20 protein-coding genes and 1 pseudogene are annotated in these 25269 nt (G+C 40.6%); 7 read left to right on the top strand and 14 right to left on the bottom strand.

All coding sequences use genetic code 11. The features are described from left to right. Positions 1 to 25: 25 nt before the first annotated feature. The 5 genes from hprK to mqo form a co-directional block, all read right to left on the bottom strand. Entirely contained in the window at positions 26 to 940 is a 915-nt protein-coding gene (gene hprK / locus ACFSBH_RS00890; RefSeq protein WP_251514094.1) for an HPr(Ser) kinase/phosphatase, read from the bottom strand. 150 nt (positions 941 to 1090) lie between these two features. Continuing rightward, entirely contained in the window at positions 1091 to 1609 is a 519-nt protein-coding gene (locus ACFSBH_RS00885) for a QueT transporter family protein (RefSeq protein WP_349774343.1), read from the bottom strand. Positions 1610 to 2465: 856 nt separating this feature from the next. Further along, positions 2466 to 3221: a 3-oxoacyl-ACP reductase gene (locus ACFSBH_RS00880; RefSeq protein ID WP_251514091.1), complete on the bottom strand. Its 756-nt coding sequence runs from the start codon at positions 3219 to 3221 to the stop codon at positions 2466 to 2468. Between the two features lie 129 nt (positions 3222 to 3350). Beyond that, positions 3351 to 3572, bottom strand: coding sequence for a DUF2829 domain-containing protein (locus ACFSBH_RS00875; protein ID WP_251514089.1), 222 nt, complete (start codon positions 3570 to 3572; stop codon positions 3351 to 3353). Between the two features lie 685 nt (positions 3573 to 4257). Continuing rightward, entirely contained in the window at positions 4258 to 5769 is a 1512-nt protein-coding gene (gene mqo / locus ACFSBH_RS00870) for a malate dehydrogenase (quinone) (protein WP_379595597.1), read from the bottom strand. Positions 5770 to 6087: 318 nt separating this feature from the next. Between mqo and ACFSBH_RS00865 the strand changes: the two genes are divergently transcribed. Beyond that, entirely contained in the window at positions 6088 to 7506 is a 1419-nt protein-coding gene (locus ACFSBH_RS00865) for an aspartate ammonia-lyase (protein ID WP_379595595.1), read from the top strand. Between the two features lie 73 nt (positions 7507 to 7579). Here the strand turns inward: ACFSBH_RS00865 and ACFSBH_RS00860 are convergent, their stop codons facing one another. After that, positions 7580 to 8464, bottom strand: a complete 885-nt coding sequence (locus ACFSBH_RS00860) for a TetR/AcrR family transcriptional regulator (RefSeq protein ID WP_379595593.1) — start codon at positions 8462 to 8464, stop codon at positions 7580 to 7582. A 98-nt stretch (positions 8465 to 8562) separates the two neighbouring features. Here ACFSBH_RS00860 and ACFSBH_RS00855 point away from each other — a divergent pair, with 98 nt between their 5' ends. Continuing rightward, positions 8563 to 11646 (top strand): efflux RND transporter permease subunit, encoded by a 3084-nt coding sequence (locus tag ACFSBH_RS00855; RefSeq protein ID WP_379595591.1) that lies wholly within the window; start codon positions 8563 to 8565, stop codon positions 11644 to 11646. Between the two features lie 146 nt (positions 11647 to 11792). Here ACFSBH_RS00855 and ACFSBH_RS00850 read toward each other — a convergent pair whose 3' ends face one another. The 4 genes from ACFSBH_RS00850 to ACFSBH_RS00835 form a co-directional block, all read right to left on the bottom strand. Continuing rightward, complete coding sequence (locus ACFSBH_RS00850) at positions 11793 to 12266, bottom strand: GNAT family N-acetyltransferase (protein WP_251514079.1); 474 nt, start codon at positions 12264 to 12266, stop codon at positions 11793 to 11795. A gap of 39 nt (positions 12267 to 12305) precedes the next feature. Next, positions 12306 to 13052 (bottom strand): phosphotransferase family protein, encoded by a 747-nt coding sequence (locus tag ACFSBH_RS00845; RefSeq protein WP_251514077.1) that lies wholly within the window; start codon positions 13050 to 13052, stop codon positions 12306 to 12308. An 89-nt stretch (positions 13053 to 13141) separates the two neighbouring features. Beyond that, entirely contained in the window at positions 13142 to 13933 is a 792-nt protein-coding gene (locus tag ACFSBH_RS00840; RefSeq protein WP_251514076.1) for a hypothetical protein, read from the bottom strand. A gap of 187 nt (positions 13934 to 14120) precedes the next feature. Beyond that, the gene (locus tag ACFSBH_RS00835; protein ID WP_251514075.1) at positions 14121 to 14456 is read right to left on the bottom strand and encodes a zinc ribbon domain-containing protein YjdM; all 336 of its coding nucleotides are present in this window, start codon (positions 14454 to 14456) and stop codon (positions 14121 to 14123) included. A 221-nt stretch (positions 14457 to 14677) separates the two neighbouring features. On the opposite strand from ACFSBH_RS00835, the gene ACFSBH_RS00830 reads away from it, so the two are divergent. The 4 genes and pseudogenes from ACFSBH_RS00830 (at position 14678) to ACFSBH_RS00815 (ending at position 19822) form a co-directional block, all read left to right on the top strand. Then, positions 14678 to 15469, top strand: coding sequence for a hypothetical protein (locus ACFSBH_RS00830; protein ID WP_251514072.1), 792 nt, complete (start codon positions 14678 to 14680; stop codon positions 15467 to 15469). Between the two features lie 5 nt (positions 15470 to 15474). After that, positions 15475 to 15846 (top strand): GntR family transcriptional regulator, encoded by a 372-nt coding sequence (locus ACFSBH_RS00825; protein WP_251514070.1) that lies wholly within the window; start codon positions 15475 to 15477, stop codon positions 15844 to 15846. A gap of 3 nt (positions 15847 to 15849) precedes the next feature. Next, positions 15850 to 16539, top strand: a complete 690-nt coding sequence (locus ACFSBH_RS00820; protein WP_379595587.1) for an ABC transporter ATP-binding protein — start codon at positions 15850 to 15852, stop codon at positions 16537 to 16539. Positions 16540 to 16762: 223 nt separating this feature from the next. Further along, positions 16763 to 19822 (top strand): annotated as a pseudogene (locus ACFSBH_RS00815) (efflux RND transporter permease subunit). A 139-nt stretch (positions 19823 to 19961) separates the two neighbouring features. On the opposite strand, the gene ACFSBH_RS00810 reads toward ACFSBH_RS00815, so the two are convergent. Beyond that, positions 19962 to 21467, bottom strand: a complete 1506-nt coding sequence (locus tag ACFSBH_RS00810; protein ID WP_379595585.1) for a class I adenylate-forming enzyme family protein — start codon at positions 21465 to 21467, stop codon at positions 19962 to 19964. Between the two features lie 643 nt (positions 21468 to 22110). On the opposite strand from ACFSBH_RS00810, the gene ACFSBH_RS00805 reads away from it, so the two are divergent. Continuing rightward, complete coding sequence (locus ACFSBH_RS00805) at positions 22111 to 22521, top strand: GNAT family N-acetyltransferase (RefSeq protein ID WP_251514066.1); 411 nt, start codon at positions 22111 to 22113, stop codon at positions 22519 to 22521. A gap of 65 nt (positions 22522 to 22586) precedes the next feature. Here ACFSBH_RS00805 and fabG read toward each other — a convergent pair whose 3' ends face one another. From fabG to ACFSBH_RS00790, 3 genes are read right to left on the bottom strand one after another with little or no spacing between them, the layout of a single operon-like run. Next, positions 22587 to 23330 (bottom strand): 3-oxoacyl-ACP reductase FabG, encoded by a 744-nt coding sequence (gene fabG, locus ACFSBH_RS00800; protein ID WP_379595583.1) that lies wholly within the window; start codon positions 23328 to 23330, stop codon positions 22587 to 22589. Further along, complete coding sequence (gene phaZ / locus ACFSBH_RS00795; protein ID WP_379595581.1) at positions 23331 to 24242, bottom strand: intracellular short-chain-length polyhydroxyalkanoate depolymerase; 912 nt, start codon at positions 24240 to 24242, stop codon at positions 23331 to 23333. A 15-nt stretch (positions 24243 to 24257) separates the two neighbouring features. Further along, positions 24258 to 25265 (bottom strand): 3-oxoacyl-ACP synthase, encoded by a 1008-nt coding sequence (locus tag ACFSBH_RS00790; protein ID WP_251514063.1) that lies wholly within the window; start codon positions 25263 to 25265, stop codon positions 24258 to 24260. Positions 25266 to 25269 lie beyond the last annotated feature (4 nt).

Genomic DNA, 25269 nt, shown 5'->3' with positions numbered 1-25269 from the left:
CTTTTTATGTGGTGTACTTCTCGATTCAGTTATTATAGTTCTCCGTACGGTTAATAAATTCCTCGGCAGCACTGTATCCTTGTTGCTTTAATACCCAACTGTTTGCAGCCGCTTCTATTAAGCCGGCAACATCACGGCCTGGCTGAAGCTGAATTTTAATATGCGGGATTTCTACTCCCATATAGTTCGTATACTCCGTTTTCATTTCGAGATCGTTATGGAGTTCATTTTCTCCCCACTTCGTCAATTCAATATCCAGTGCGATTCTTGTTTCATCTTGAAAAGCTTTATTTCCATAAACCTTTACGATATTCAATAAACCGACACTGCGGAGCGCGAGAAATTCTTTGTTCATCTCATTATGTGTCCCAAGAATCGTTTGGTGGCTTAGTTTTCTAAGCACAACAATATCATCTGCTACGAGGCGATGTCCCCTGCCAATAAGTGTATAGGCAGTTTCACTTTTTCCAATTCCTGATTCACCGCGAAGCAGAATTCCAATCCCGAACACATTGAGGCAGACTCCAGGCACGGCAATTTCCTCAGCAAGCGCTTTAGCCAAATAAGCATCCAGTTTGGCGATAAATTCGTAAGTAGAATCATTCGTCCGAAGCAATGGAATGTTCTCTTGTTCACAATACTGCACCAAATAAGTGAGTTCTTCCTGACCACGCGTCACAATAAAGCATGGCGGATGGTAATTGACAATATTACCTATTCGAAGCTTTCTTTCCTCTTCACTTAGTTGTTTTAAATAAGTGATTTCCGCCAGACCAAGTACTTGTACCCGCTCCATCGGGAAAAAATCAAAGTGACCAATAAACTCAAGCCCTGGTCGATGCGCTTTATTCTTTGAAACTTTACTGCCTAAATTATTTTCCCCTGCTAAAATCTCCAATGACAATACCTGAGCAATTTTCCCTACACTAACCGTTTTCAATTTGTCCACCCAATTCTATTTTTCTATTGTTTTCCGTTTCACAGATAATTGTATTTATTATACAATATTATGCCATAGATAGTAAGGGTAGAATAGAATTTTGTTCATACCAGAAAAAGCCAGGTCCAATATAGGAACCTGGCTTTCGTATTATTTTGTAAAATCGATTTTTCTACTAACATAGTACATGATGAATCCGCCAATAGTCATAGCTACGAGTTCACCCATGGCAATACCAAGGTAAGTCAGCCAGAATGGATAGCCCCCAACAATAACGAGTTGGATTGCAATAGTAAACATGGATATAACAACAATAATTGCAGTTACCACAAATTTCGCTTTAAGATTCTTCATTCTGTTCGTCACTGTCCTGACGACGATCAGTGTGAGAAGCGTTGCTAATCCTCCAACTGGTACATCAATGAACTTCATTGGCGACCATAAGAAGTTTGAAATGACCACACCTAAGAATACTGCAACGATATAACGTTTATGAAATATAGCTAGATAATTGAACATCTCGGATAGACGGAGCTGGAATGCTCCGAAGCTGATAGCAGAAAAGATGAAGGTTACAGCTACATACAATGCAGTAACAAGTCCAATTTTCGTCAGACTCTGAACTGAGGTGAGGGATTCTTCCTCGCGGTACACAGTAGTTTGATTCACTTTTATCATCTCCTTTGTAAAATAGCGATGTGCTATTTTAGTAATAATTATGGCCAAAGGACAGAAGTGCCATAATACGAGCAGAAAAAAGCTCGCTTTGCCAGTATAACAGATAGCATCTCGATTGCATAGTGGGTTCCTAAATTGGGAAAATACAAAAAAGCCCCAAGCATCTTTTGCTTGGAGCCTTTCTTCCTACAGAGGATAACGTATTGTGAGAATCCTTGTGGTTTTCCTTTATTCGAACGTAAGTAAGAGCTTCTCATGCGCTACGAGGTTTTAATAATCCTCTTCTAGTCGAACGCGAGAGGTTCTTGCGTGCTACGAGTCTTATGAATTCACTTCTAATCAAACGCAAGACTCTCTCACGTGCTATGAAGTCTTATGAATTCACTTCTAATCAAACGCAAGACTCTCTCACGTGCTATGAAGTCTTATGAATTCAATTCTAATCGAACGCAAGACCTCCTCACGTGCTATGAAGTCTTATGAATTCACTTCTAATCGAACGCAAGACCTCCTCACGTGCTACGTGTCTTATGAATTCAATTCTAATCGAACGCAAGACCTCCTCACGTGCTATGAAGTCTTATGAATTCAATTCTAATCGAACGCAAGACCTCCTCACGTGCTATGAAGTCTTATGAATTCACTTCTAATCGAACGCAAGACCTCCTCACGTGCTACGTGTCTTATGAATTCAATTCTAATCAAACGCAAGACGTTCTCACGTGCTACGAAATCTGAATCATCCCTTCTAATCGAACGCGAGGAGTATTCATGTAATCCCCGCAATACGTTCCATAGAATAAATCAGTAGAATATTTAAAAATGCTAATACTTATCGCATCTCCTCTTACTTAATTGTCCAGCCGCCATCAATCGGGAGAACGGCACCGTGGATATAATCCGCAGCACTACTGGCAAGGAAGAGAGTTGTGTTCGCCACTTCTTCTGGTTCGGCCCAGCGTCCAGCAGGGGTTTCCTCTTCCACCCATTTTGCCATTTCCCCACCATTAGCGAAATCACTCGCATTCATTGGAGTACGAATTGCACCTGGTGCTATTGCATTGGCCCGAATTCCTTTTTTACTAAAATCATAAGCGAGCTGTTTTGTATACCCAATAATGGCATGTTTGGAAGCTGTGTATGCTGCTCCGCCACCACCAGCGACCAACCCTGCAATCGATGCTGTATTTACAATCACTCCCTGCTTCCATTTCAGCATATGGGGAAGTATGTAATTCGTCACATAATAGATTCCTTTAACGTTCGTATTGAAAATCTCATCCCATAATTCCTCAGTCGTTTCAAGTGTTGTTTTATAATCATCGAGAATACCTGCCGTATTTACGAGAATATCGATGCGCACATACTCTTGAAGCGCTTGATGAACACTTTCAGCCACTTCCTCGACATCAGCCACATTGGTACAGCGATAGGCGAACTGATCGGGATAAGCCTGTTTCAATTCTTGTAAGCCGACCTCATTCCGATCTATCGCAAACACACATGCCCCTTGCTTAAGAAAAGCCTCTGCCTGCGCATAGCCAATCCCTGATGAAGCACCTGTAATAAAAACCGTCTTTCCTTCGTACTCTGAGAAATTCAACCATCATCATCCTTTTATATATTTTTGTGGAACAGCCACGTCAATCTCCAACTTGATAACTGCTTCACGAAGCTTACACCTTTGAATCTACCCTAATAAAAAAGAGCCCATGCAAAAATAGGCTCAATTTTATTTTACGATTTCCCAGTCTTCTGCCAGCAAATCGCAAACGGTCGGGGTAAACATTGTATACCCTTCCCCTTCTACATTTATTAATAAATATGGATTCAACTTTTCACCATCAATTTCACTTTCTCCAACAAGCTTCACATAAAGTTCTGCACCTGGCCAACCAGTACGGATCACTTTTTCGCCCGAACGTAAACGCGGTAAAACTTCTTCAAACTTCATTCGAACCATCCTTTCTTATAGTAGAAGTATAGAGGATTGATTGTGGAATTTCAAATAACGTAATGCACCGAATTTGAAGGCCTTCAAATTTTCGGGCGTTTGTAACATCTATGAGGTACCGAATGAGAGCACTATCTAATTTTTCGGGCGTTCATTGCAAACTTGAGCGACCGAACTAGAGAATCACTTTAGTTTTCAGGCACTCATAACGGCTTTGAGGTACCGAATTAGAGCACTATTTAATTTTTCAGGCGTTCATTGCAACCTTGAGCGACCGAACTAGAAAATCACTTTAGTTTTCAGGCACTCATTACGGCTTTGAGGTACCGAATGAGAGCACTAACTAATTTTTCGGGCGTTCATTGCAACCTTGAGCGACCGAACTAGAGAATCACTTTAGTTTTCAGGCACTCATTACGGCTTTGAGGTACCGAATGAGAGCACTACCTAATTTTTCAGGCGTTCATTGCAAACTTGAGCGACCGAACTAGAAAATCACTTTAGTTTTCAGGCACTCATTACGGCTTTGAGGTACCGAATGAGGGCACCGTTTAATTTTTCGGGCGTTCATGAGAAACCAAACAAGAAAATAAAAGTTTGTCCGTAGTGCACAGCACAAAAAAACACCCGCAAGCCACCTTCTTCCCTTTAGAGGATAGGTAAACCATGCGAGTGCTTTATTCATTTAGACGCTAGCCAATAACTTTTGCTCTTCTGTGTCATTATGCAACTTCAATACTTCTGACGTGGTTTCTTTCACTTCACGTAAAAGGTCTGGGTTTTCACGCAGCAGCTGCCCAAATGATGGAACCATTTCTTTAATTTTCGGTTCCCATTCTTCCATTTGGTCTGGGAAGCAGCGGTTTAAGATATCCAACATGACATGAACGGCTGTAGATGCTCCCGGTGATGCACCGAGTAATGCAGCGACTGTCCCGTCTGCTCCAGTAATGACTTCTGTTCCGAATTGCAATGTTCCTTTTCCACCGTGGTCGGTATCTTTAATCACTTGCACACGCTGACCGGCAACAATGAGATCCCAATCTTCGCTCTTCGCATTAGGAATAAACTCACGAAGTTCTTTCATGCGTTGTTCCTTCGACTGGATCACTTGAGTGACCAGATATTTGGTCAATGGTAATTCTTTCGCTCCAGCAGCAAGCATCGTAAAGACGTTGCTCGGTTTAACGGAAGTGATTAAGTCCATGTTTGATCCGGTTTTTAAGAATTTCGGTGAGAAACCAGCATATGGACCAAATAATAATTGTTTTTCGTTATTAATAAATCTTGTATCCAGATGTGGCACGGACATCGGCGGAGCTCCAACTTTTGCTTTTCCATATACTTTCGCATGATGCTGCTCCACAACTTCCGGATTGTTACATGCCATGAAGATTCCGCTGACCGGAAAGCCTCCGATATGCTTGCTCTCTGGAATACCTGTTTTTTGGAGAAGATGCAGGCTTCCACCTCCGCCGCCGATAAAGACGAACTTGGCGAAATGACACTCCGTCTTACCAGTAGCACAATTTTTCACTTTGACTTCCCAGCCGTTTTTCTTGCGTTTCAAATCTTCTACTTCATGGTTATATTGGACATTCGCTCCAGTTTCTTCCAGATGTTCAAAAAGCTTCCGTGTTAAGGCACCGAAGTTGACGTCCGTTCCGCTATCAATCTTCGTAGCAGCTATTCCATCTTCAAGTATCCGATCATTCATGACAAGCGGCATCCATTCTGCAAGCTTTGCAGGATTCTCGGTGTATTCTATATCTTCGAAAAGTGGGTTTGTCTTCATTTCTTCATAACGTTTTCTTAAAAATTCCACGTTATTTTCGCCTTGCACTAAACTAATATGCGGCAATGCACGGATAAATTTCTCCGGCTCACTTAACAACCCTCTTTTTACGAGGTAAGACCAAAATTGTAAGGAAACCTGGAATTGCTCGTTGACATTGTTTGCTTTCGTCATATCGATTGTTCCATCCGGTTTTTCCGTAGTATAATTCAACTCACATAATGCGGCATGCCCTGTACCAGCATTATTCAATTCATGCGAACTTTCTTCCCCAGCTTTATCAAGCTTTTCAAACACGGTAATATCCCATTCTGGTGCCAACTCCTTCATCAAAGTACCTAGTGTTGCACTCATGATCCCCGCACCAATTAAAATAACATCTGTGCTTTCCCTTTTAGTCATACTATCCTCTTCCTTATCTGTTTTTTAAAATGAAAGTGCTTCCACAATTAATTTTTAAAAAAACATCGACGGATGCTACCTATATTTCTTTATATTTATAACACTATTATTTTATCATATTCCCTCTTCTCTAACCACAAATTCCGTTAAAAACAATATTTTCTGGATAGAAATGGTTCATCTTAGGATGGACCGTGAATGAACTGGAAATATCACTTTTTTAGGCTACTGACAAAAGGGGGTAATCATTGTACAATGGGAGTTGAAGTGCTTAATTATAATTCTATATTAAATATATGCAATGGAGAGGGATGCAGGATGGAAGTACGTGTGGAAAAAGACTTTTTAGGGGAAGTGCAAATACCTGATGCAGCTTATTACGGAGTACAAAGCGTCAGGGCGCGGGACAATTTCCCGATCACTGGTTATAAAGTGGATGAAACCCTCATCCGTGCGGTTGGATATGTGAAAAAAGCGGCTGTTATGGCTAACGCTGAACTTGGGCAGCTTGATAAGAAACTCGCTGAAGCAATCAAGCAAGCGGCTGAAGAAGTAATTGCAGGCAAATTTAATGACCAGTTCATCGTAGACCCGATTCAGGGTGGTGCCGGTACATCTTTCAATATGAATGCGAATGAAGTGATTGCAAATAGAGCGCTTGAAATTCTAGGCGAGGAAAAAGGAGACTACAGTATTGTCAGCCCGAATTCCCATGTCAATATGGCTCAGTCGACAAATGATGTATTCCCTACAGCAGTAAATATCGCCCTTATAGATAGGTTGCATGGGCTAGCAGAAAAACTCGCAGATCTTGTAGAGGCCTTCAAGAGCAAATCACAAGAATTTGACCATGTGATTAAAATGGGAAGAACTCATCTGCAAGACGCAGTGCCGATTCGTCTCGGACAGGAATTTATCGGTTATTATTCTGTGATGCAGCGTGACTTGGAAAGAATCAGCAGCTCGATGAAAGGCCTGCGCTCTGTCAATATGGGCGGAACTTCGGTTGGTACAGGTCTGAACGCGTTACCGGAGTATACAGAAAAAGTTGTTGAGTATTTAACGGACCTCACCGGCTTTGAAATAAAAAGCAGTGAAAGTTTAATAGACGCAACCCAAAATACCGATGTGTACACTGAAGTTTCAAGCATGCTGAAAATCCATGCTCTCAATATATCAAAAATCGCAAATGACTTGCGTTTAATGAGTTCTGGCCCGACTGCCGGTTTTGGTGAAATCAACCTGCCAGCACGTCAAAGTGGTTCTTCCATTATGCCAGGAAAAGTAAACCCAGTTATCTGTGAAGTTATCAACCAAATCGCTTATCAAGTCGTTGGAAACGACACAACAATTGGAATGGCGGCAGAAAACGGACAGCTGGAGCTAAATGTGATGAAGCCAGTACTTGTGTTCAACTTGCTGGAGTCGATCTCCATTTTAGAAAATGGACTACGTATCTTTAGAGAATATGCGATCGAAGGAATGACAGCGAACATTGAACATTGCCGCAATATGGTCGAGCGCAGTATTTCTCTTGTTACAGCAATCAACCCGTATGTCGGTTATGAAAAAGCAACAGAAGTGGCACGTATCGCCCTTGAAACAAACCGCCCAATCCGGGAGATTTGTATCGATAACGGAATTCTTACAGAAGCAGAAGTAGATATGATTCTTGATTTGAATAATCTAACTTCCCCAGGAATTGCTGGTAAAGATAAAGTATACGCTGGTAAATAAATATACGAAGTAAGGGCAATCAAAGATGACTTTGATTGCCCTTATTATTTCTTAACGTAATCGCGAGGTTCCTTTATTTCCCAAAATGATTCGGAAGATGACAACTTGTATGGCTGCTTCCTTCCTGTTTCATTCCCCAATACATATGCAAAAAGTACGATACCCGTTTACAACTAGGATGGTTTTTTATATTTTTAAGCAGGCCTTTTTTGACAGCTTCGCTAAGAAATGGTTGATTCAATTCTTCTTTTAGCAGCAATAGAGACTCCCTTTCAATTGACTCATGGACGTAAGCTAGCGCATCATCTATGGACTCCATCACTTTTTCAATCGTCAGCGAACCTTTGGATGGTTCCCTTAAAAGGAAAAATATTTCCGAAGTGATGGCTGGGAATGTCATATGATTAGCCAATACATTCGTTTTCTCAACGAGTGACTCTGCCAAGTATTTATTGTTCAATGGTAAGTTGCCGAACAACAGCAATTCCATATAACTTTTCATTAAACCTTGAATTGCGTATACTAAATCGTATTTCGTCGTAGCCACACTTTCTCCATACACATTCTCCAACATGACCAATATCGAGTTTTGAATCATTTCATTATAGCAAAGAATCTGGGCAAGAAACTCCTCGTTAAAGAAATGTGTTTGCTCCTTCACGAAAATCTTGGCAAAGCCCGATTGGTCGGAAAAACTCTCTAAATGATAAAAATAAAAATTATACAGTAATTGTTCCGGATCACTTTCGCTGACCAGCTGGTCAACATCAGCGACAAAAGTCTCGAGGTACTCATGAATCATCTCCGAAATCAACTCGTCCTTTGACTTGAATGAAAGATAAAACGCACCCTTTGAAATGCCGGAGTGTTCAGTTATTTCTTGCACTGAAGTAGCAGAAAATCCTCGCTCAGCAAACAGCTCCAATGCCTTTTCCATAATCAGCTCTCTTTTTTCCACTTTACCGTCCCACTTTCCGCTATTATCGTTGACTTATGACCCAATAGTCATTTATTATAAGAAAATGAGTTTATAAAGTCAATTAAGGTAGGTGCAACATGAAAGGTATTGTCAATTTTGTAATGAAGAATAAACTTGCCGTATGGCTGTTGACCATTATTGTTACAGCTGGCGGTATTTATGCCGGTACGCAAATGAAAACCGAATCGATTCCGGACATCTCCATTCCATATTTAATGGTAATGGATGTTTATCCTGGGGCAACAGCTGAACAGGTGATGGATGATGTTACGATTCCACTAGAACGGGCGATTGAGGACTTGGAGGATGTGAAGAATTTATACTCCACTTCATCTGCCAGTCTTTCTAATATTCAAATTGAATACGAATATGGCGTGGATATGGATGAAAAACGCCGACAATTGCAAGATATAGTAGAAAATGTCACTCTCCCAGATGATGCTCAAGAACCATCGATAACTGCAATCAGCATGGATATGATGCCAGTCGTTGCGTTAAGTATCAGCAGTGAAACGGAGGATATTGTTGAACTGACATCAACTGTCACTAACGTTATCCTTCCTAAGATTGAAAAGCTGGATGGTGTAGCATCGGCTACCATGACTGGTCAGCATGTGGAAGAAGTACAACTTACTTTTGACCAGGCGACTCTAGAAGAGCTTGACCTTACGGAGGATTCTGTTAAAGACATCATCCAAGCAAGTGACCTGGATGTTTCCCTCGGATTATATGAATTTACAGAAGGTGAGCAAGCCGTATCTGTAGATGGTAAATTCATGACCGCCGAAGATCTGAAAGAAATGATTATTCCTGTTACACCAACAGAGACGAATCCTGAACCATTTATCGAGCTTGGTGAGATCGCCGAGATTGAAACCGTCGGTCAAGTCGAATCCGTTTCCCGGACGAACGGTGAGGATGCGATTGCGATCCAAATTGTTAAAGGCCAACAAGCAAACACAGTTGATGTTGTAAATGCTGTAAAAGAACTCATGGATGAAGAACAAGAACGATTGGATGGCCTAGTCGTCGATGTTTCTCTTGATCAAGGGCAACCGATTGAAGACTCCGTGAGTACGATGGTAGAAAAAGCATTATTTGGTGGTTTAATTGCCGTTATCATCATTTTACTTTTCTTACGTGATATCAAGTCAACGGTCATTTCCATCATTTCTATTCCAGTTTCCATTTTTATAGCTTTCCTTATTTTAAACTACCTCGATATTACGATGAACATTATGACACTCGGGGCAGTTACGGTAGCAATCGGTCGGGTAATTGATGACTCGATTGTCGTAGTGGAAAATATATATCGACGTCTGCATTTGAAAGACGAAAAACTAACAGGACGGGCATTGATTCGTGAGGCTACGATTGAAATGTTCAAACCAATCCTTTCGTCCACTCTAGTAACGATCGCGGTATTTGCACCAATCGCATTTATGGGTGGAATGGTCGGTGAGCTATTCATGCCATTCGCATTAACGATGTCCCTCGCGTTACTTGCTTCTTTACTTGTGGCGATTACCATTGTACCTTCCCTATCCCATACGTTATTTAAAAAGAAATTATATGGTGACCGGACGGTAATCAAACATAAAGAACAAGGGAAATTTACTCAAGGATATAAAAAGGCCCTGAATTGGACTTTAAATCATAAAATTATTACGTCCATCACAGCAATTGCTTTACTCGTTGGAAGCTTACTTCTAACACCACTCATCGGATTCAGTTTCCTAGGCAGTGAAGAGGAAAAAGTAATGTACCTCACCTACTCCCCAGAACCTGGTGAGCTAATGGAAGACACGTTAGAATATGTTGGTGAAGTGGAAGATAAACTAATTGACCGTGAGGATACAGAAATCATTCAGCTTTCTGTCACTGACTCCTCTGATCCACAAGCCGCTATGATGGGTGCAGGTGGAGGAGCGTTGATATTCGCAACGTTTGATAGTGAGATGGAGAATTTCTCTGAAGTAAAAGAGGAAATTAAAGACGAACTATCAGAAATTGACCACCCTGGTGAGTGGATCAGTCAAGACTTCAGTGGAATGAGTATGTCATCCAATGAACTCAGCTATACATTTTACAGTGAGAATTTAAATGATTTAAATAAAGCTGTCGAAATGGTTGAGGAAGAAATGGCTGCTAATGATCGCTTGACAGATGTAACCTCAACAGCAGAAAGCACATATGTCGAACACATATTGAACGTAGATCAGGCGGAACTATTACAATATGGCTTAACGACAGGTCAAGTAGTCGGGGCGCTAAGTAGTACTGGTTCCCAAGAAGTGATTACAACTGTTGAAAAAGATGGAGATACATTAGATGTCATTGTTCAGCAGGAGGAACAGACCGCTGTCACATCGATTGATGAGTTACTGGAAACACCGATAACAATTCCTGCTGCACCTGGTACAGAGCTTCCATTATCGGATTTGGTGACCGTTGAAGAAGATGCAACAGTTGCTTCGTTATCAAGAAGTAATAACCAATATTACGCTTCAGTATCTGGGACGATTTTGGATCAAGATATTTCTCAAGTGACATCTGAAATGGATGAAGCTATTGAAGCAATGGAATTACCAAAAGGTGTGGAATACGGCATCGCCGGGGTTGCTGCAGATATGGAGCAAACCTTTGAACAGCTAGCTGTAGCAATGCTTGCAGCAATAGCGATTGTCTACTTTATTCTTGTAGTCACCTTTAGCGAAGGTATTGCACCATTCGCTATCCTATTCTCCCTGCCATTTGCTGTCATTGGTTCCTTCGTCGGCCTATACCTGACAGGAGAAACAATCTCAGTAACGGTTATGATGGGACTTCTGATGTTAATTGGAATTATCGTCACGAACGCCATTGTTCTTGTCGATAGAATCATCAGAATGGAACGCAGTGGCATGACATTGCGAGAAGCAATCATTGAAGGTGGAGGAACTCGTCTCCGTCCAATCTTAATGACAGCTATCGCAACGATTGGAGCATTGATTCCATTGGCTGTAACCGGTGGTAGTGGACTTGTTTCAAGAGACCTAGGTATTACTGTTGTCGGCGGACTTGCTAGTTCGACATTCCTGACACTATTCATCGTACCGCTTGTGTATGAACTATTATCGAAGCTATTCAAAAAGGATAGAAAAAATATTATAGAAGATTAAACTTTAAGAGCGATCAGAAGTGGATTCTGGTCGCTCTTTTTTATAGCTTGAGGTTAGTAATGAATTCTTATTTTTGAATATCGACATTTAAATTGTGAACTTCAGCATTTATTTAAAGTACGACTTTTTCATAATGAACATTCTCTTTAGAAGTGACCCTTTTTAACCTCAGAACGAGTTTTCTCAAATTCCATTAAGGTCAGTCGTTCATTCACGATTATTTCTTTCGTAACTTTAAAACCGTTCTTTTTATAAAATTTAACTGCTGGGATATTTTTAGATGCTGTTGCAGTTTTTATTGTGATACCTAGATACTTTTCTTCGAGAAAGATAAACAGTTTTTGGGCAATCCCTCTTCCAAAATAATCAGGGTGAACAAACAGCCGATGAATATCGACTACCTCATTTACTTCTTTTATTGATAAAACGCCACAAAGTCTATCATTGTAAAAATAACCGTAAAATGTTTCTCCACACTGTTCTAATATATCGATTGTTTCTTTAAGTGGTGGTAGTTCCAGATAATTAATGATTTCCGCCTCTATTTTGTAAGAGGCTACTTGAAGCTCCAAGACCTCTTCAGAAATAGTACGGTCGCGGATATCGAGTTCTTTGATCAAGACACATCACCTTCTACAGTCATAATGAATCAGCTATTATCAGGAGCAGGCATCTTTAATTATACCTAATAGACGTTCTGCCTCAGCCTTCTCTATATTCTCAGCCAGCCTGGCGCCCGCAAGGATCGGCTCCCATTGTAAGATTTCGTCTCTAGAAAAATCACTCTTACTAAGATATACTCGCATATACATTTCAGCTAGCTCTGTGGAAAGCTGTGAGTACAAAAGGTATGTCCGACAAATGTCAGCACAGCTATCCCCTGCACTTGCATCTACCCAGTCTATTATTTTTACTTCATCATTATCTGTAACAATTAAATTAAAAAAGTGGAAATCTCCATGGCATAAACTATTGTTATTCGGCATGGATTCTAATTTGCGAACTAAACTAGTTTTATATTTTTCTTCGATGACAGCCTGCTTAATTTTACTCCTTAATTTAACCGCCATCGGTTCGAATGAATCAGCTGTAACGCTATGAATCTGTTGCTGCACGTCAATGGAGAGATCCATGTAATGCTCCGTTTGCTGTCTATTCTCAGATACAAGTTCACCAATTGTTTTCCCGTTGATATGCTCCATGACTATCGCTTGTTTCCCATGTACTTTCAAAACATCAATGACTCGGGGTACAGGAAGTCCTTTTGAATACACAAACTCCTGCTTTTTCGCTTCATAAACTGACTCTGTATCTGGTAAATGGTCTTTAAATACCTTGACAACCATACCCTCACAAAGATAGATCTCTGCAGTATTTCCCACTGCTATTGGTCCTTCTAAATTCATTTGCTTTCTCCTCATCCATACTCTATTGTCAAAAAAATGGGCCAATCAAGGAACTCCTGACTGACCCAAACGATGTATTATTTATCTGATTAAAATAATCCAAAATCAATTCCAGTAATAAAGTAAGTTGCGACTAACAACACTAGTAAATACCCTGAACTCAACCAAAACAAATCATATTTTGGCTTATCCACATTCATAAGGAAAAGATAAATATGAATCATTCCGAACAGCATGAGTCCGAATACATACATGATTAAAAAGAAATCAATCAGTACGAATCCGAAGAGGGTGAAAATTAAACAAAATACAAGGACGAACGGAATGTTGACGATAGCATATTTCGTTAATAATAATTGGTGATCCATTTTTCTGTTGCCGAAGTAGGATAGCATAAAGTACAAAGAAAAATACCCAATGGCAAATGTAGCGAGCCAACCTAGCATCGTAAGGAATAAAAAGTCGATTCCAATCGAGGGACCAAAGAGGCTTCCAAAGCCGCCGAACGCGTTGTCCATAAAGTTTTTAACACTAAAATAAGCAGATACCCCTACAAGTATAGTAAGGATTACAAAAATGATGACACTTGTTTCTATACTGATGGATCGATTCGAAACGATTAAGGAATGCGGTCTGAACACAGCATCCTTCACAATACTCTTCGATTCATTCATGCTCTTTCCAAAGTCAAAGTTGATTTTGTTTTGGGATTTTGTTTCTTGCTGATTAGAACTTTGTTCCATATTCGCTTGATGAGGGGTGTGGATCTCTGGTTGAGTGGTTGAAGCATGTTGATGTAATGTTTCTTCTTGGGGGTCAGTAATTTCCTCTTCCGTTTGATTTTCATTGTTTTCAGAATCAGGGTTTAAATTTTTGTCCATTCCTTTTCTCACCTTTCCTATTCATTTCTATCACTCTTTTAACCTATGTTCCTCTGGATTAAACATACAAGCTCCAGGTATTATACAAACATAACTTTTCACTATTTACAATAGACTTATGAATTAGGAGTAAGGTGGCAAAAAGGGGCAGTGTTAGTGTATCAACTCTCCCTGCCCATTTCCTGCATTATAATTTTTTAACAAATTCTGATTTTAACTTCATCGGCCCGAAACCATCAATTTTACAATCAATGTTATGATCGCCATCAATTAGTGTAATATTTTTCACTTTTGTTCCTTGTTTCAGCGGATTCGAGCTTCCTTTTACTTTAAGATCCTTGATTAAAGTCACGGAGTCTCCATCTGTAAGGATATTGCCAAATGCATCTTTCACAACTGACTCTGTTTCTTCTGTCTCTGCAGCAGGTGACCATTCATGACCGCACATTGGACAAACTAAAAGAACACCATCCTCATATGTAAGATCAGATTGGCACTCTGGACAATTAGGTAATTGACTCATATGTATCCCTCCATATTAATTTTAAATAAGCAGGCTTAGCTTTGATTCTCCCATGCTTTTAAGATTTTGTCTAATGTACATATCCGTCTATCCCCCATCCTGATAAAAGTCTGTAACTGCAGAATATTTTTTAATTTATCTAAAAATTCATTGACATGTATTGATGTATTAGTGTACTATACAAATAGTACACTAATTTTTGTTTTTAGGAGGCTAAAAATATGAACGCTTGGTTGGCTTTAACAAAGAAGGAATTGCGCCTTGGTTTACCCATATTCATCTTTGTTTTGATTCTCTATGCTGGAGTCATTGCCTTAGCTTATTACATTGGTTATCGTCTCGGCTTGGAAGAGGAACTCATCATGGGAGCATTAGGAGTTGTTCTTCTGTTCCACTTATTCTTCTTATTCCTCTACCTCCTCTATGCTTTGAATTCCGAAAGAAAGAGATTGCATCTATGGTTGCATACACCAATGCCAGTCACAGGTTTGCTCCTCTCTAAACTGGCAGCAGGCATCTTGTTTATGTCACTAACCTTTATTCCTATCGCGATATTTACAAATAATTTCTTCAGTGACCATTATAATTTTTTGACGGAGCAATCAACGATAAATCTTCTTGGACTATCCACCTTTGGAATTTACACCTCAGCCATTCGGATGGCGTTGACGTTCATGTTCTTTTGGTCAATCTTCCTGACATGTAGCCAGCGGATGAATGATTTCCTTAGTTTTTTAATTACATTTGCATCCTTCTTACTGTTCGGGTATCTTTACGACCAATTCGTCCATTTGTCATTCATTCAAATGCTCACAGATTGGGGAGCTATTTCAGCAAACGACGTCATTACAGGATTTGAGTTCAAGTTTACGATGACGGAAGATTATTTTGAAGCAGGAACAATGATGGATACTTCCATTTTCTATATTGGACATTTTATTAGGGATTCGATTATGGCAATCCTTATGTTTTTCGGTGCATGCTGGATCATAGACAAAAAAGTAGAGGTGTAGACATCATGGCAGAATTATTTCATTCATCTAAGCCTATATACGAACAAATTGCAGAAATGATTAAGAAACGGATTATCCGGGGTGAACTGACGGCAGGTGGTAAATTGCCATCCGTCCGCGAAATGGCAATTGAAGTAAATGTCAATCCGAATACGGTACAACGAACTTATAGGGAGTTGGAAACGATGGATATTGTTGAATCCAAACGTGGGCAAGGAACATTTGTTACAGAGGATACGGAAGTGATTGCATCCATACGTGAAGAAATGAAAAAGGAAATCTTAATGAATTTCACCAAGCAGATGTTTGAAATGGGCTATACAAAAGAAGAGATAAAACAGGGATTAACGGAATATTTAAATCGGAAAGGAGAATAAGCAGTGATTAAGTTGACGAATGTAACGAAAAAATACGGATCCCGAACTGCACTGAATCAAGTGGATTTGGAACTTGATCAAGGTAAATTGATCGGACTTGTCGGGGAAAATGGCAGCGGAAAATCGACTACTTTAAAGTTGATTGCCGGATTGATCCATCCGACAAGTGGTGAGATTACGGTAAATGGAGAAAAAGTGAATCGGCAAATCGCTTCTTCTGTTGCCTATCTGTCAGAGCTTGATGAATATTACCGCTTTTTTACTGTCAAGGATGCGATTGAGTTTCATGCAAGTCAATTTGCGGACTTTGATATCGAAAAAGCATATGAGATCATGGATTTCATGAAGCTTGAACCGGAAAAGAAATTAAAACATCTTTCAAAAGGGAACCGTGGGCGGGTCAAGATCGTACTAACATTAGCACGCCATACTCCGGTAGTTTTGATGGATGAACCCTTTTCCGGCCTTGACCCGATGGTCCGGAATTCCATTGTAAAAGGATTGATTTCCTTTGTGGATTTGGAAAAGCAGCTCATCTTAATTACCACTCATGAAATTAGAGAAATAGAAAACATCCTGGATGAGGTAGTGGCTATAAAAGACGGTCACATTATTGGCCATCATAACGTCGATGACCTTAGGAAGGAAAACCAACTCAGCATTGTGGATTGGATGAACGAGATCTATGGATAGATGGGGAGTCCGTGTATATATCTCTAGTAAGTTTTTAAAGGCAAGCCCTAACTCCTCATCCATCGGCCTTAAACCAACTAAGTCTCAAGGCTGAGATAAAATAAATCTTTAGCTCATTATAGAATTTTTGTTTTCATTATAAGCTTAACTTAAGGATTAATTAGGGGATTGGGACAATAAAACAAACCATTGTCTCCAAAAAAATCAGGGGCGGGGGAAGTAAATGATTCGATTTATTTTAAACAGGAAGATCTTGGTCGGGTTGTTAACTATTTTAACGATTTTGGTAGGGGCCTATTCCATCACCAAGTTAGATGCGGAATTAATGCCGGAAGTTGATTTTGATGGTGCTTATGTCGCCATTAGTGCTGGGGATATGGCGGCAATCGAAGTGGAACGGCAGATTACTACACCATTGGAGCGAGCAATTCTTGGAATTGAAGGTGTAGAGGATGTTTTTTCTACAACAATGACCGGGATGAGCAATATTCAAATTATGATTGAGCAAGGCCGTGGTGAAGAAGTTTCCAAGGAAATCCAAACGACCACTACTACAATGATTGCCAATATTTCAGGAGTGACCGATGTTATCGCAGAGCAAATGAGCTTGAATCAAAGCTATGAGTTTTTCATGGACATCTCCGACGGGGACATGAATGACATGACACGTTTTGCAGAGGAAGTCCTTGAGCCCCGTTTAGAAGATTTACCAGAAGTAAAAGATGTCGCTCTGATGGGTATCCAGGAATATGAAATGGTCATTTCCTTTAACAAGGATCGTTTGACAGAACATGGATTAGACAGTAACCAGGTGATATCGATTATCCAGCAGGCAAATACAGATGCAACATTAGGGGAATTCACTGCTGAAAATGAACAACCTGCAATACGTTTTGAGACCAATCTTTCTTCGGAAGAGAACATTGAAAATATAAAAATCCCAACACAGAATGGTTTAATCACCGTTTCTGATATTGCTCAAGTCTCTTTAGAGCCAATGGAAACATCTTCGTATGTCTGGAAAGAAGGATCGAAGGATTTTATTTTTGTCCAAGTCGGCAGATCTGCTGGTGTGACTCAAATTGAAATGGCCGATGCTGTAAGAACAGAAATTCAAAAGATAAAAGACGAAAATTTAGTGGATGGCTTTACGGTAAATGAGCTTGTCGCACAAGCGGATTATGTAGAAGATTCGATTAATGGGATAACGGAAAACATCATTATCGGAGGAATTATCGCAATTCTCATTCTACTTGTTTATCTGCGCAATATCTGAGCCACCGTCATTATCGCCATCTCGATTCCAACTTCCATTTTGTTGACATTTATGTCCATTTGGATGTTGGGTTATAGTTTCAATATGATGACATTAGTCGCCTTAGGACTTGGTGTAGGAATGATGGTCGACTCCTCCATCGTTATTTTAGAATCCATATTCAAGAAGAAAGAAATAGGACTTGATGCACGTCAAGCTGTCCTGGAAGGAACAAGAGAAGTAAGCTCTGCAGTCATTGCTTCCATACTCACGACAATCGTTGTGTTTATACCGATTGGATTAATGAGTGGTGATGTAGGTCAGTTCATGGTCATTCTGTTCGCTGTTGTTTCCGTCACATTGATCAGCAGTCTTCTCGTTGCTTTCACTATCATCCCTGCCCTTTCGGAAAAATTTTTGAAAGCACCGAAGAAAAAAGTAAAAGAAGGAAAACTGCTCCGAATTTATGACCGTATCATTTCTTGGATTGTAAAGAGAAAACGTCATAGCTTGGCCATGGTTGTCATCTTTATCGTCATGTTCGCTGGTTCAGTCTTTCTCTTATTCAAAATTCCAATGACGATTATGCCTGATATGCTAAATCGATATACAGAAATCTTGGTTGAATTGGAACCTGGGATTACACCAAATGAAAAAGAAGAACTCGTTTCACAAGCTACAAAAGAATTGAACCAAATTGACGATGTGGATACAAGCTATATCATGGACGATGGCACGCTGCTCTTCATGCTGATTAATATGACTAAAGATGAGGACATCACGAGAGAACAAAAGGAAGTCAATGAGGAAATCTTAAGAAGTTTACGTGGACTCACTGAAAATTATCCAATAGTAAGTGTTGAGAGAGCGATGGTAGCAACTGTTGGCCAACCAGTACAAATTCAAGTAAAAGGAGAAGAGTTTGATCAGTTGCTGGATATTGCCAATTCGCTTAAGGAAGAATTGAGTGATATTGAAGGCTTAGTTGGAATCAACACCTCGATGGAACGGACATGAATTGAAAAAGTAGTCGAATTGGACAGCAAGAAAATGGATGACGCAGGCATTTCTGAACTTCAATTGCGGGGAGCGATGGAAGAAGCATTTCTACAAATGCCAATTAGTGAAATCAGCACGGATGACCGTACCGTTCCATTGGTCGTAAAATGGAAAGATGAAGTCGTTTCAGAAGCAGAATTATTAGAATGGAAAATTCCTACAGCTCAAGGGGAAGAAAGTTTAGGCACATTCATCGACTTACAAAGTGTGGAAGTCCCAAATGAAATCTCTCATTTGGATGGGGAAAGATATATTACCGTATCAGCTGACATAGAGAATACAGATTTGGGAACAGTTAATCGGGAGATACAACAATTGCTTAGTGATTTTGAGACGCCAAATGGCTATACGGTTTCAACAGGCGGGGATATTGAAACTCAACAAGAGTTGATTTACGATCTCGCATTGATTTTGGTGATTTCTGTCTTCCTCGTCTATCTTGTTATGGCAGTACAATTTAATAACTTGGCACATCCACTGATTGTGATGTCCACCATTCCGATGGCATTCATTGGGGTTGTAGTTGGGTTGTTTGCAACACAACGAGAACTCAGCATTATGTCGGCGATGGGGATTTTGATGTTATTTGGAATTGTATTGAACAATGCAATCCTGCTAATTGACCGCACGAACCAATTGCGGAGAAAAGGAATGTCTGTGAATGAGGCGATTGTAAGTGCAGGTAAAGACCGAATCCGGCCGATTTTTATGACGACCTTCACAACAGTTGGTGGAATGATGCCACTCGCATTGGCAACCGGAACAACCGGGAATTATCAAGCACCTATGGCAACCGCCATCATATCCGGACTGCTTTTTGCAACGATGATAACTCTCGTATTAATCCCAGCAGTATATCGACTCTTCCATTCGTTCGGCAATGGCATTCGGAAATTGTTTAAACGGGAAAGGAAAAACAAAGTAATAGAAAGCACGAATGGACCGAAACCTATCGAACTCGTAAAATAAACTACAATATATTTAACATAAAATAATTAAGGGACGCGGGATATCCATCCAGCGTCCCTTTAAGAAGGGGGACTAAGGTTCGGAACATTTGTCCCATTTGTTTTTTTAGACAAATACTCCGAACTTTAGTCCGGTTTTTTTATAATAAACTTTTATTTGGCTTGCTATATGATTCTTTCAATAAATTTTTATTTACTTTACCGACATCTGTCTTCGGCAATTCCTCTATAAAAATAAATTGCTTCGGTACTTTATAACGAGTCAATTGCTCGTTACAATACGCTTCCAATTCTTCCGGAGTAAGTTTACTTTCACTTACAATAAATGCCGTTACCGCTTCTCCCCATTTTTCATCCGGCATTCCAACCACTGCCGCTTCTGATATGTCGGGATGAGATTCCAGCCAATGTTCAATCTCTAGCGGATAGACATTTTCGCCGCCTGTGATGATCATATCCTTTTTCCTTCCCACGATATATACATATCCGTCCGCATCCTGCCGTGCCAAATCACCGGTCCTGACCCATCCATCCACAAGCGTCTCCTCTGTTTCTTCTGGTCGGTTCCAATAATACATAAATGCATGATTCCCACGGACATACAGTTCCCCCACCTCATCTGTACCTGCATGTAACGAGTCTTCGGCTACAATTTTAATTTCATTAAACAGCATCGGTTTCCCTACCGAGCCCATCTTGTTCATAACATCACTCAGATCAATATAAAAGTTATTCGGACCCGCTTCGGTTAAACCATACCCCTCTTTAAAGACGATTCCTTTATCAAGGAAAGCCTGGTATACCCGAAGAGGACAAGGAGCACCGCCAGAAACGAACAGTTTCATACTTGGAAATTCAGTGGTTCTAAAGGTTTCTGATTCGATTATCATATGATACATCGTAGGCACTAACATGACAACCGTACATTGGTGCTTATTAATATCTGACATGACTTGCTCTGGGTCAAAGTCAGAACGAAGAACGACCTTTCCGCCGACTAATAATAGTGGCAGAGACAATACATTCAATCCACCTGTATGAAACATCGGTAAACATGTAAGTGTCACATCATCTTTTGTCAGTCCCCAACTCGTAATCGTATTTAATGCATTCCATAAAATCGAACGGTGTGACAGGATGACACCCTTTGGCCTTCCGGTCGTTCCTCCGGTGTAAATCATTGCTAGAGGATCAATCTCTTCCATTTTAGTTTCGGTATCTATAAATCCTGAAATGATCTCTTTTTCCAAGTAATCATCGTGCTCGATGATAAGTGTATTTACCTGATGATCACAAACTGCTAGTTTCGCTGCAAAATTGGGTGATGCACCTACTAGTATTGGAGCGGAATCATTTAGGCAATAATTCAACTCAGATGTTGCAAGCCGCCAATTGAACGGTACAAATATTGCACCTATTTTCATACAGGCAAAGAAAAAATCAAAGTAACTGATATCATTAGGTGATAGAAGACCAACTCGATCCCCTTTTTTCACACCTTTTGCATGGAATATTGCCGTAAGTTTCATTACTCGTTCGTGTAACTGTTCATATGTCCAAGACTTATTTGTCTTTGCATCAACTATAGCTGTTTCCTTCGGTGTGAGTTTTACCCGACCCTCAAACCAATTCACATCATTAACCATCCGAGACACCCCTTGCCAACGAATTAATTAACCATACTATAATCCAGCAAAGTTACAACGTAGTTACATGATTCAAAAAGCATATTTATCCATATAACCGAATCCGGACAATACGCTTCCGTCCGTGGCTCCGCATCCCCCGATACACCTTCGCTTTCCGTGGGCGGCTGGTGAGCCTCCTCAGGCGCAAGCGCCTTGTGGGGTCTCACCGATGCCTCTGCTCCCACAGGAGTCTTCGGTGTATCGGGGGATGCTCCGAGGAGAACAGTTAAATAGCTTATTTATAAATATTAAAAGAGATTCCTTTGTAAATAGTTTTGTAGTTTAATTCAATTAACTAATATTCTAATCTTCATTCTATATTTTAAATAAAATTCATTGCGTATAACCTGGCTTTAGCAGGGAGCAGTCCAAATACCCCGAGACTCCTGCAGCAAAGCAAGGAGGCTCACGGGCCGCCTGCGGAAAGCGAGGGGTATTGGACTGCGGACCTCGGATAGAAGCGTTGCTATTTCCAATTCAAGAAAGCAGGAATTTGGTTACTATTGTCGAATTAGTTAGGTAGAGATATTTAAGGAGGCATGTTGGTGGATAAATTATGGATTGACTCTTCAAAATAATACATTTTGAGGAGGATGAGGAAATGATAATTACTTATAAAACTGATAAAAATATAAACCGCGACCAATTGGAAAGCTTATATAATGACGTGGAATGGTATGCATATACAAAAGAAATGGAAGTTCTTCAACGTGCGCTGGAACAATCATTGGACGTCATCTCTGCTTGGGATGGTGAAAAACTGGTTGGACTTGTGCGTGTTGTGGGAGATGGATTAACCATTATTTATATCCAAGATATCCTTGTATTAAATGCATATCAAAACCAAGGTATTGCCAGTAGATTAATGGTACAAATCCTCGAGAAATATAAAGACGTTCGTCAAAAAGTTTTATTGACAGAGGAAGCCCCTGATGTAAGGCATTTTTATAAAAAGAATGGCTTTATATCCTGTGACCAAGGCACTCTGGTGGCATTTGCAAAGTTGAATTAAGAAGACGTGTAGAAAAGAATACGAGCAGTGCTGTTGGCCACTGCTCGTTTTTTATATTTGCTGCATCACATCATAATTCCGCCATCTACATGAAGAGCGTGGCCATTCACATAATCCGATTCATCTGACGAAAGGAAAAGATAAGCATTGGCGATTTCCTCTGGTTTCCCGAGGCGTTGCTGTGGAATTTGTGCCTTGATCTGATCAATTACTTTCTCGGGAACAGTATTTACCATGCTCGTTTCTGTAAACCCTGGCACGACCGCATTGACATTAATCCCTTTTCTCCCTAGCTCCTTCGCCCAGCTTTTTGTCATACCGATAATTCCCGACTTGGCCGCTGCATAATTCGTTTGTCCGACATTTCCATACACTCCTGAAACCGAAGAAGTGCTGACGATTTTACCTTTTCCTTGTTCGATCATATAGGGGATTACGGCCTTCGTACAATGGAATACGCCAGTCAGGTTTACGTCGATGACTTGCTGAAACTGATTGACCGTCATTTTTGCCAACATGGCATCCCTTGTAATTCCGGCATTATTGATTAAGATATCAATCTTGTCATATACATTTTTCGTTTCCTTGGCAAGGGATTGCACACTTTCCCAGTCGGAAACATCGACCTGAATAAATTTACAATCTATTCCTTCCCCTTGTAGGGCTCGTTCCTGTTCTTTTCCAGCCTTTTCGTCAAAATCTGCGAGCACCACTTTGGCCCCTTCTCTCGCAAAAACACGGACAGCTGCAAGTCCAATTCCATTTGCCGCTCCCGTAATTATGGCAACTTTACCATCCAATCTTTTCATCTACAAAACTCTCCCTTGTCTACTTCTAGCGAAGAAATGTTCCATCGTTTCGACCACTTGAGATAAATTATCGACTTGTGGGGAATGGCCGCAATTTTTAAGCTCAACTACTTCTGCCCGCTCACCAAAATCCTCAATCAACTCATCTGTCATATTTTTCGTAACGACCATATCATTATCTGCATATGCGATGAGCACCGGGATATTGATATCATCCACTTGATTGGTGCCTTCCACCAAGCCATTATGCACATTACTGATATTGAATGTATTTAACGCATGATAACAATCCACCAAATTCCGCTGATTCGTCATCGCTTCCAAATACTTTTCATAGCGAGCTTCATCCGGCTTTTTATTTACATAAATGACCATATCCCACATTTGTCTTAAAAAGTCATAATTCAGCGTATCATAAGCGGTCTGCACATATTTCGCCTTATCATCTTCACGAATCTCTTCCAACGTGCGCAGACGGTTTGCGACATCAGGCAAACCGTCTTCTCCTACTGGATAGTAAGGGTACCCACGTGAAGAGCCGGAAGCAAATAGATATAAACGATTACAATATCCTGGATAATCCGCACAAAACTGCTGACTCACCGTACCACCGAGGGACCAGCCAACTAAACCGAAATCTTTCAATTCCAGTTTGTCTACAAATAACTTCAAGTCATCAGAAAAGTCTTTTATTCCCGTAATTGGTTGCTTGTAACTCGATTTACCAAATCCGCGCAAATCAATCGCATACACTTTGAAGTGAGGGTCCAGCTTTTCGATTACTACATCCCAGTGAACGGAAGACGTCATATTTCCGTGTATGAGTATGACCGGATCTTCACCACCATTTCTTTCCTGATAGTAAATCTCTTCACCGTTCGCTAACTCTACACTTTTCTCTTCAACCAACATGATTATCAGTCCTCCTTACTTTCCCCATTTAATGACATTTGCACCCCATGCATAACCGATTCCTGCAGAAACTAAGACAACAATGGAGCCATCTTTGAGCTTTCCTTCTGCTTCAGCAAGCTCTAATGATAATATTTGATCGATTTGCCCGATATGGCCATAATCCTCTAAATAAATCGATTGTTCAGCTGACAATCCAAGCTGATCCAGCACATAGTGATGTGCCGACCGTTTCATATGAAGGATGGCGACATAATCAACGTCTTTCTTTGTGTATCCGCTCTTTTCCAAAGCCTTCTCGATACATTGGATAAAATTGACCATTGATTTTTCTTCCAAGCGCGCCTTCATTCCGGCTGGATCCGGGACGTCAAAAAAGTGAAGACCGACCTCCGCCGCTTCTTGGCTGATAGGCTGTTTCGTCCCGCCTGCAGGGACAATCACATCTTCTGAAAAAGCACCATCGGTAATCAGATGCGATGTTAAGATCCGATTCTCCGCATGCCCCTTTTTCAGTACCAATGCGCCGCCCCCTGCAGCAAGATTAAACATAAACCGGGTACTGCTATTTTCATAGTTTATCAAGTCACCGTTCCGGTATCCCCCTGCAAGCAGTACCGTCTCGATTGAATCATCCTGAAGCATCATGTCTTTCGCAAGTTTCAATGCCATGACTGTCGTTCCACAGCGGAGAGCTGTATCAAAAGCCCACGCATTCGTCGCACCAATTTCATGCTGCAGTTTAATTCCCGCTGTCCAAACTGGATATTCCTTATACTCCTCACCAATATATATGACAAGATCGATTTCCTTCGGGTCAATCCCCGCTTTTTCAATCGCCTTATTGGCCGCTCTCACTCCCATTTCGACTGTATGATCATCTTCCCCAGGTATAGGTTTTTCCTTAATCCCCATCTTCTGTTCGACAACTTCTAATGGAAGTCCTGCTTTTTCGGCAATTTCCTCTGATGTCATCCGCTGCTCAGGTAGGTAGATTCCCGTACTTACAATCCCAATGTTCACAATA

The sequence above is a fragment of the Oceanobacillus luteolus genome, assembly GCF_042678205.1.
GTDB classification, from domain to species: Bacteria; Bacillota; Bacilli; order Bacillales; family Amphibacillaceae; genus Oceanobacillus; species Oceanobacillus luteolus.
Note: the sequence above shows the minus strand (reverse complement) of the source record. Positions and strands in the feature narration are given on the sequence as shown.

What these genes read in the sequence shown, in the direction of transcription:
- ACFSBH_RS00810 (WP_379595585.1), bottom strand. Translation starts at nt 21,467, where the DNA reads ATGGTTAATGATGTGAATTGGTTTGAGGGTCGGGTAAAACTCACACCG.
- ACFSBH_RS00825 (WP_251514070.1), top strand. Translation starts at nt 15,475, where the DNA reads ATGGCAGAATTATTTCATTCATCTAAGCCTATATACGAACAAATTGCA.
- ACFSBH_RS00830 (WP_251514072.1), top strand. Translation starts at nt 14,678, where the DNA reads ATGAACGCTTGGTTGGCTTTAACAAAGAAGGAATTGCGCCTTGGTTTA.
- mqo (WP_379595597.1), bottom strand. Translation starts at nt 5,769, where the DNA reads ATGACTAAAAGGGAAAGCACAGATGTTATTTTAATTGGTGCGGGGATC.
- ACFSBH_RS00840 (WP_251514076.1), bottom strand. Translation starts at nt 13,933, where the DNA reads ATGGACAAAAATTTAAACCCTGATTCTGAAAACAATGAAAATCAAACG.
- phaZ (WP_379595581.1), bottom strand. Translation starts at nt 24,242, where the DNA reads ATGTTGGTTGAAGAGAAAAGTGTAGAGTTAGCGAACGGTGAAGAGATT.
- ACFSBH_RS00845 (WP_251514077.1), bottom strand. Translation starts at nt 13,052, where the DNA reads ATGAATTTAGAAGGACCAATAGCAGTGGGAAATACTGCAGAGATCTAT.
- ACFSBH_RS00855 (WP_379595591.1), top strand. Translation starts at nt 8,563, where the DNA reads ATGAAAGGTATTGTCAATTTTGTAATGAAGAATAAACTTGCCGTATGG.
- ACFSBH_RS00875 (WP_251514089.1), bottom strand. Translation starts at nt 3,572, where the DNA reads ATGAAGTTTGAAGAAGTTTTACCGCGTTTACGTTCGGGCGAAAAAGTG.
- ACFSBH_RS00805 (WP_251514066.1), top strand. Translation starts at nt 22,111, where the DNA reads ATGATAATTACTTATAAAACTGATAAAAATATAAACCGCGACCAATTG.
- fabG (WP_379595583.1), bottom strand. Translation starts at nt 23,330, where the DNA reads ATGAAAAGATTGGATGGTAAAGTTGCCATAATTACGGGAGCGGCAAAT.
- ACFSBH_RS00865 (WP_379595595.1), top strand. Translation starts at nt 6,088, where the DNA reads ATGGAAGTACGTGTGGAAAAAGACTTTTTAGGGGAAGTGCAAATACCT.
- ACFSBH_RS00835 (WP_251514075.1), bottom strand. Translation starts at nt 14,456, where the DNA reads ATGAGTCAATTACCTAATTGTCCAGAGTGCCAATCTGATCTTACATAT.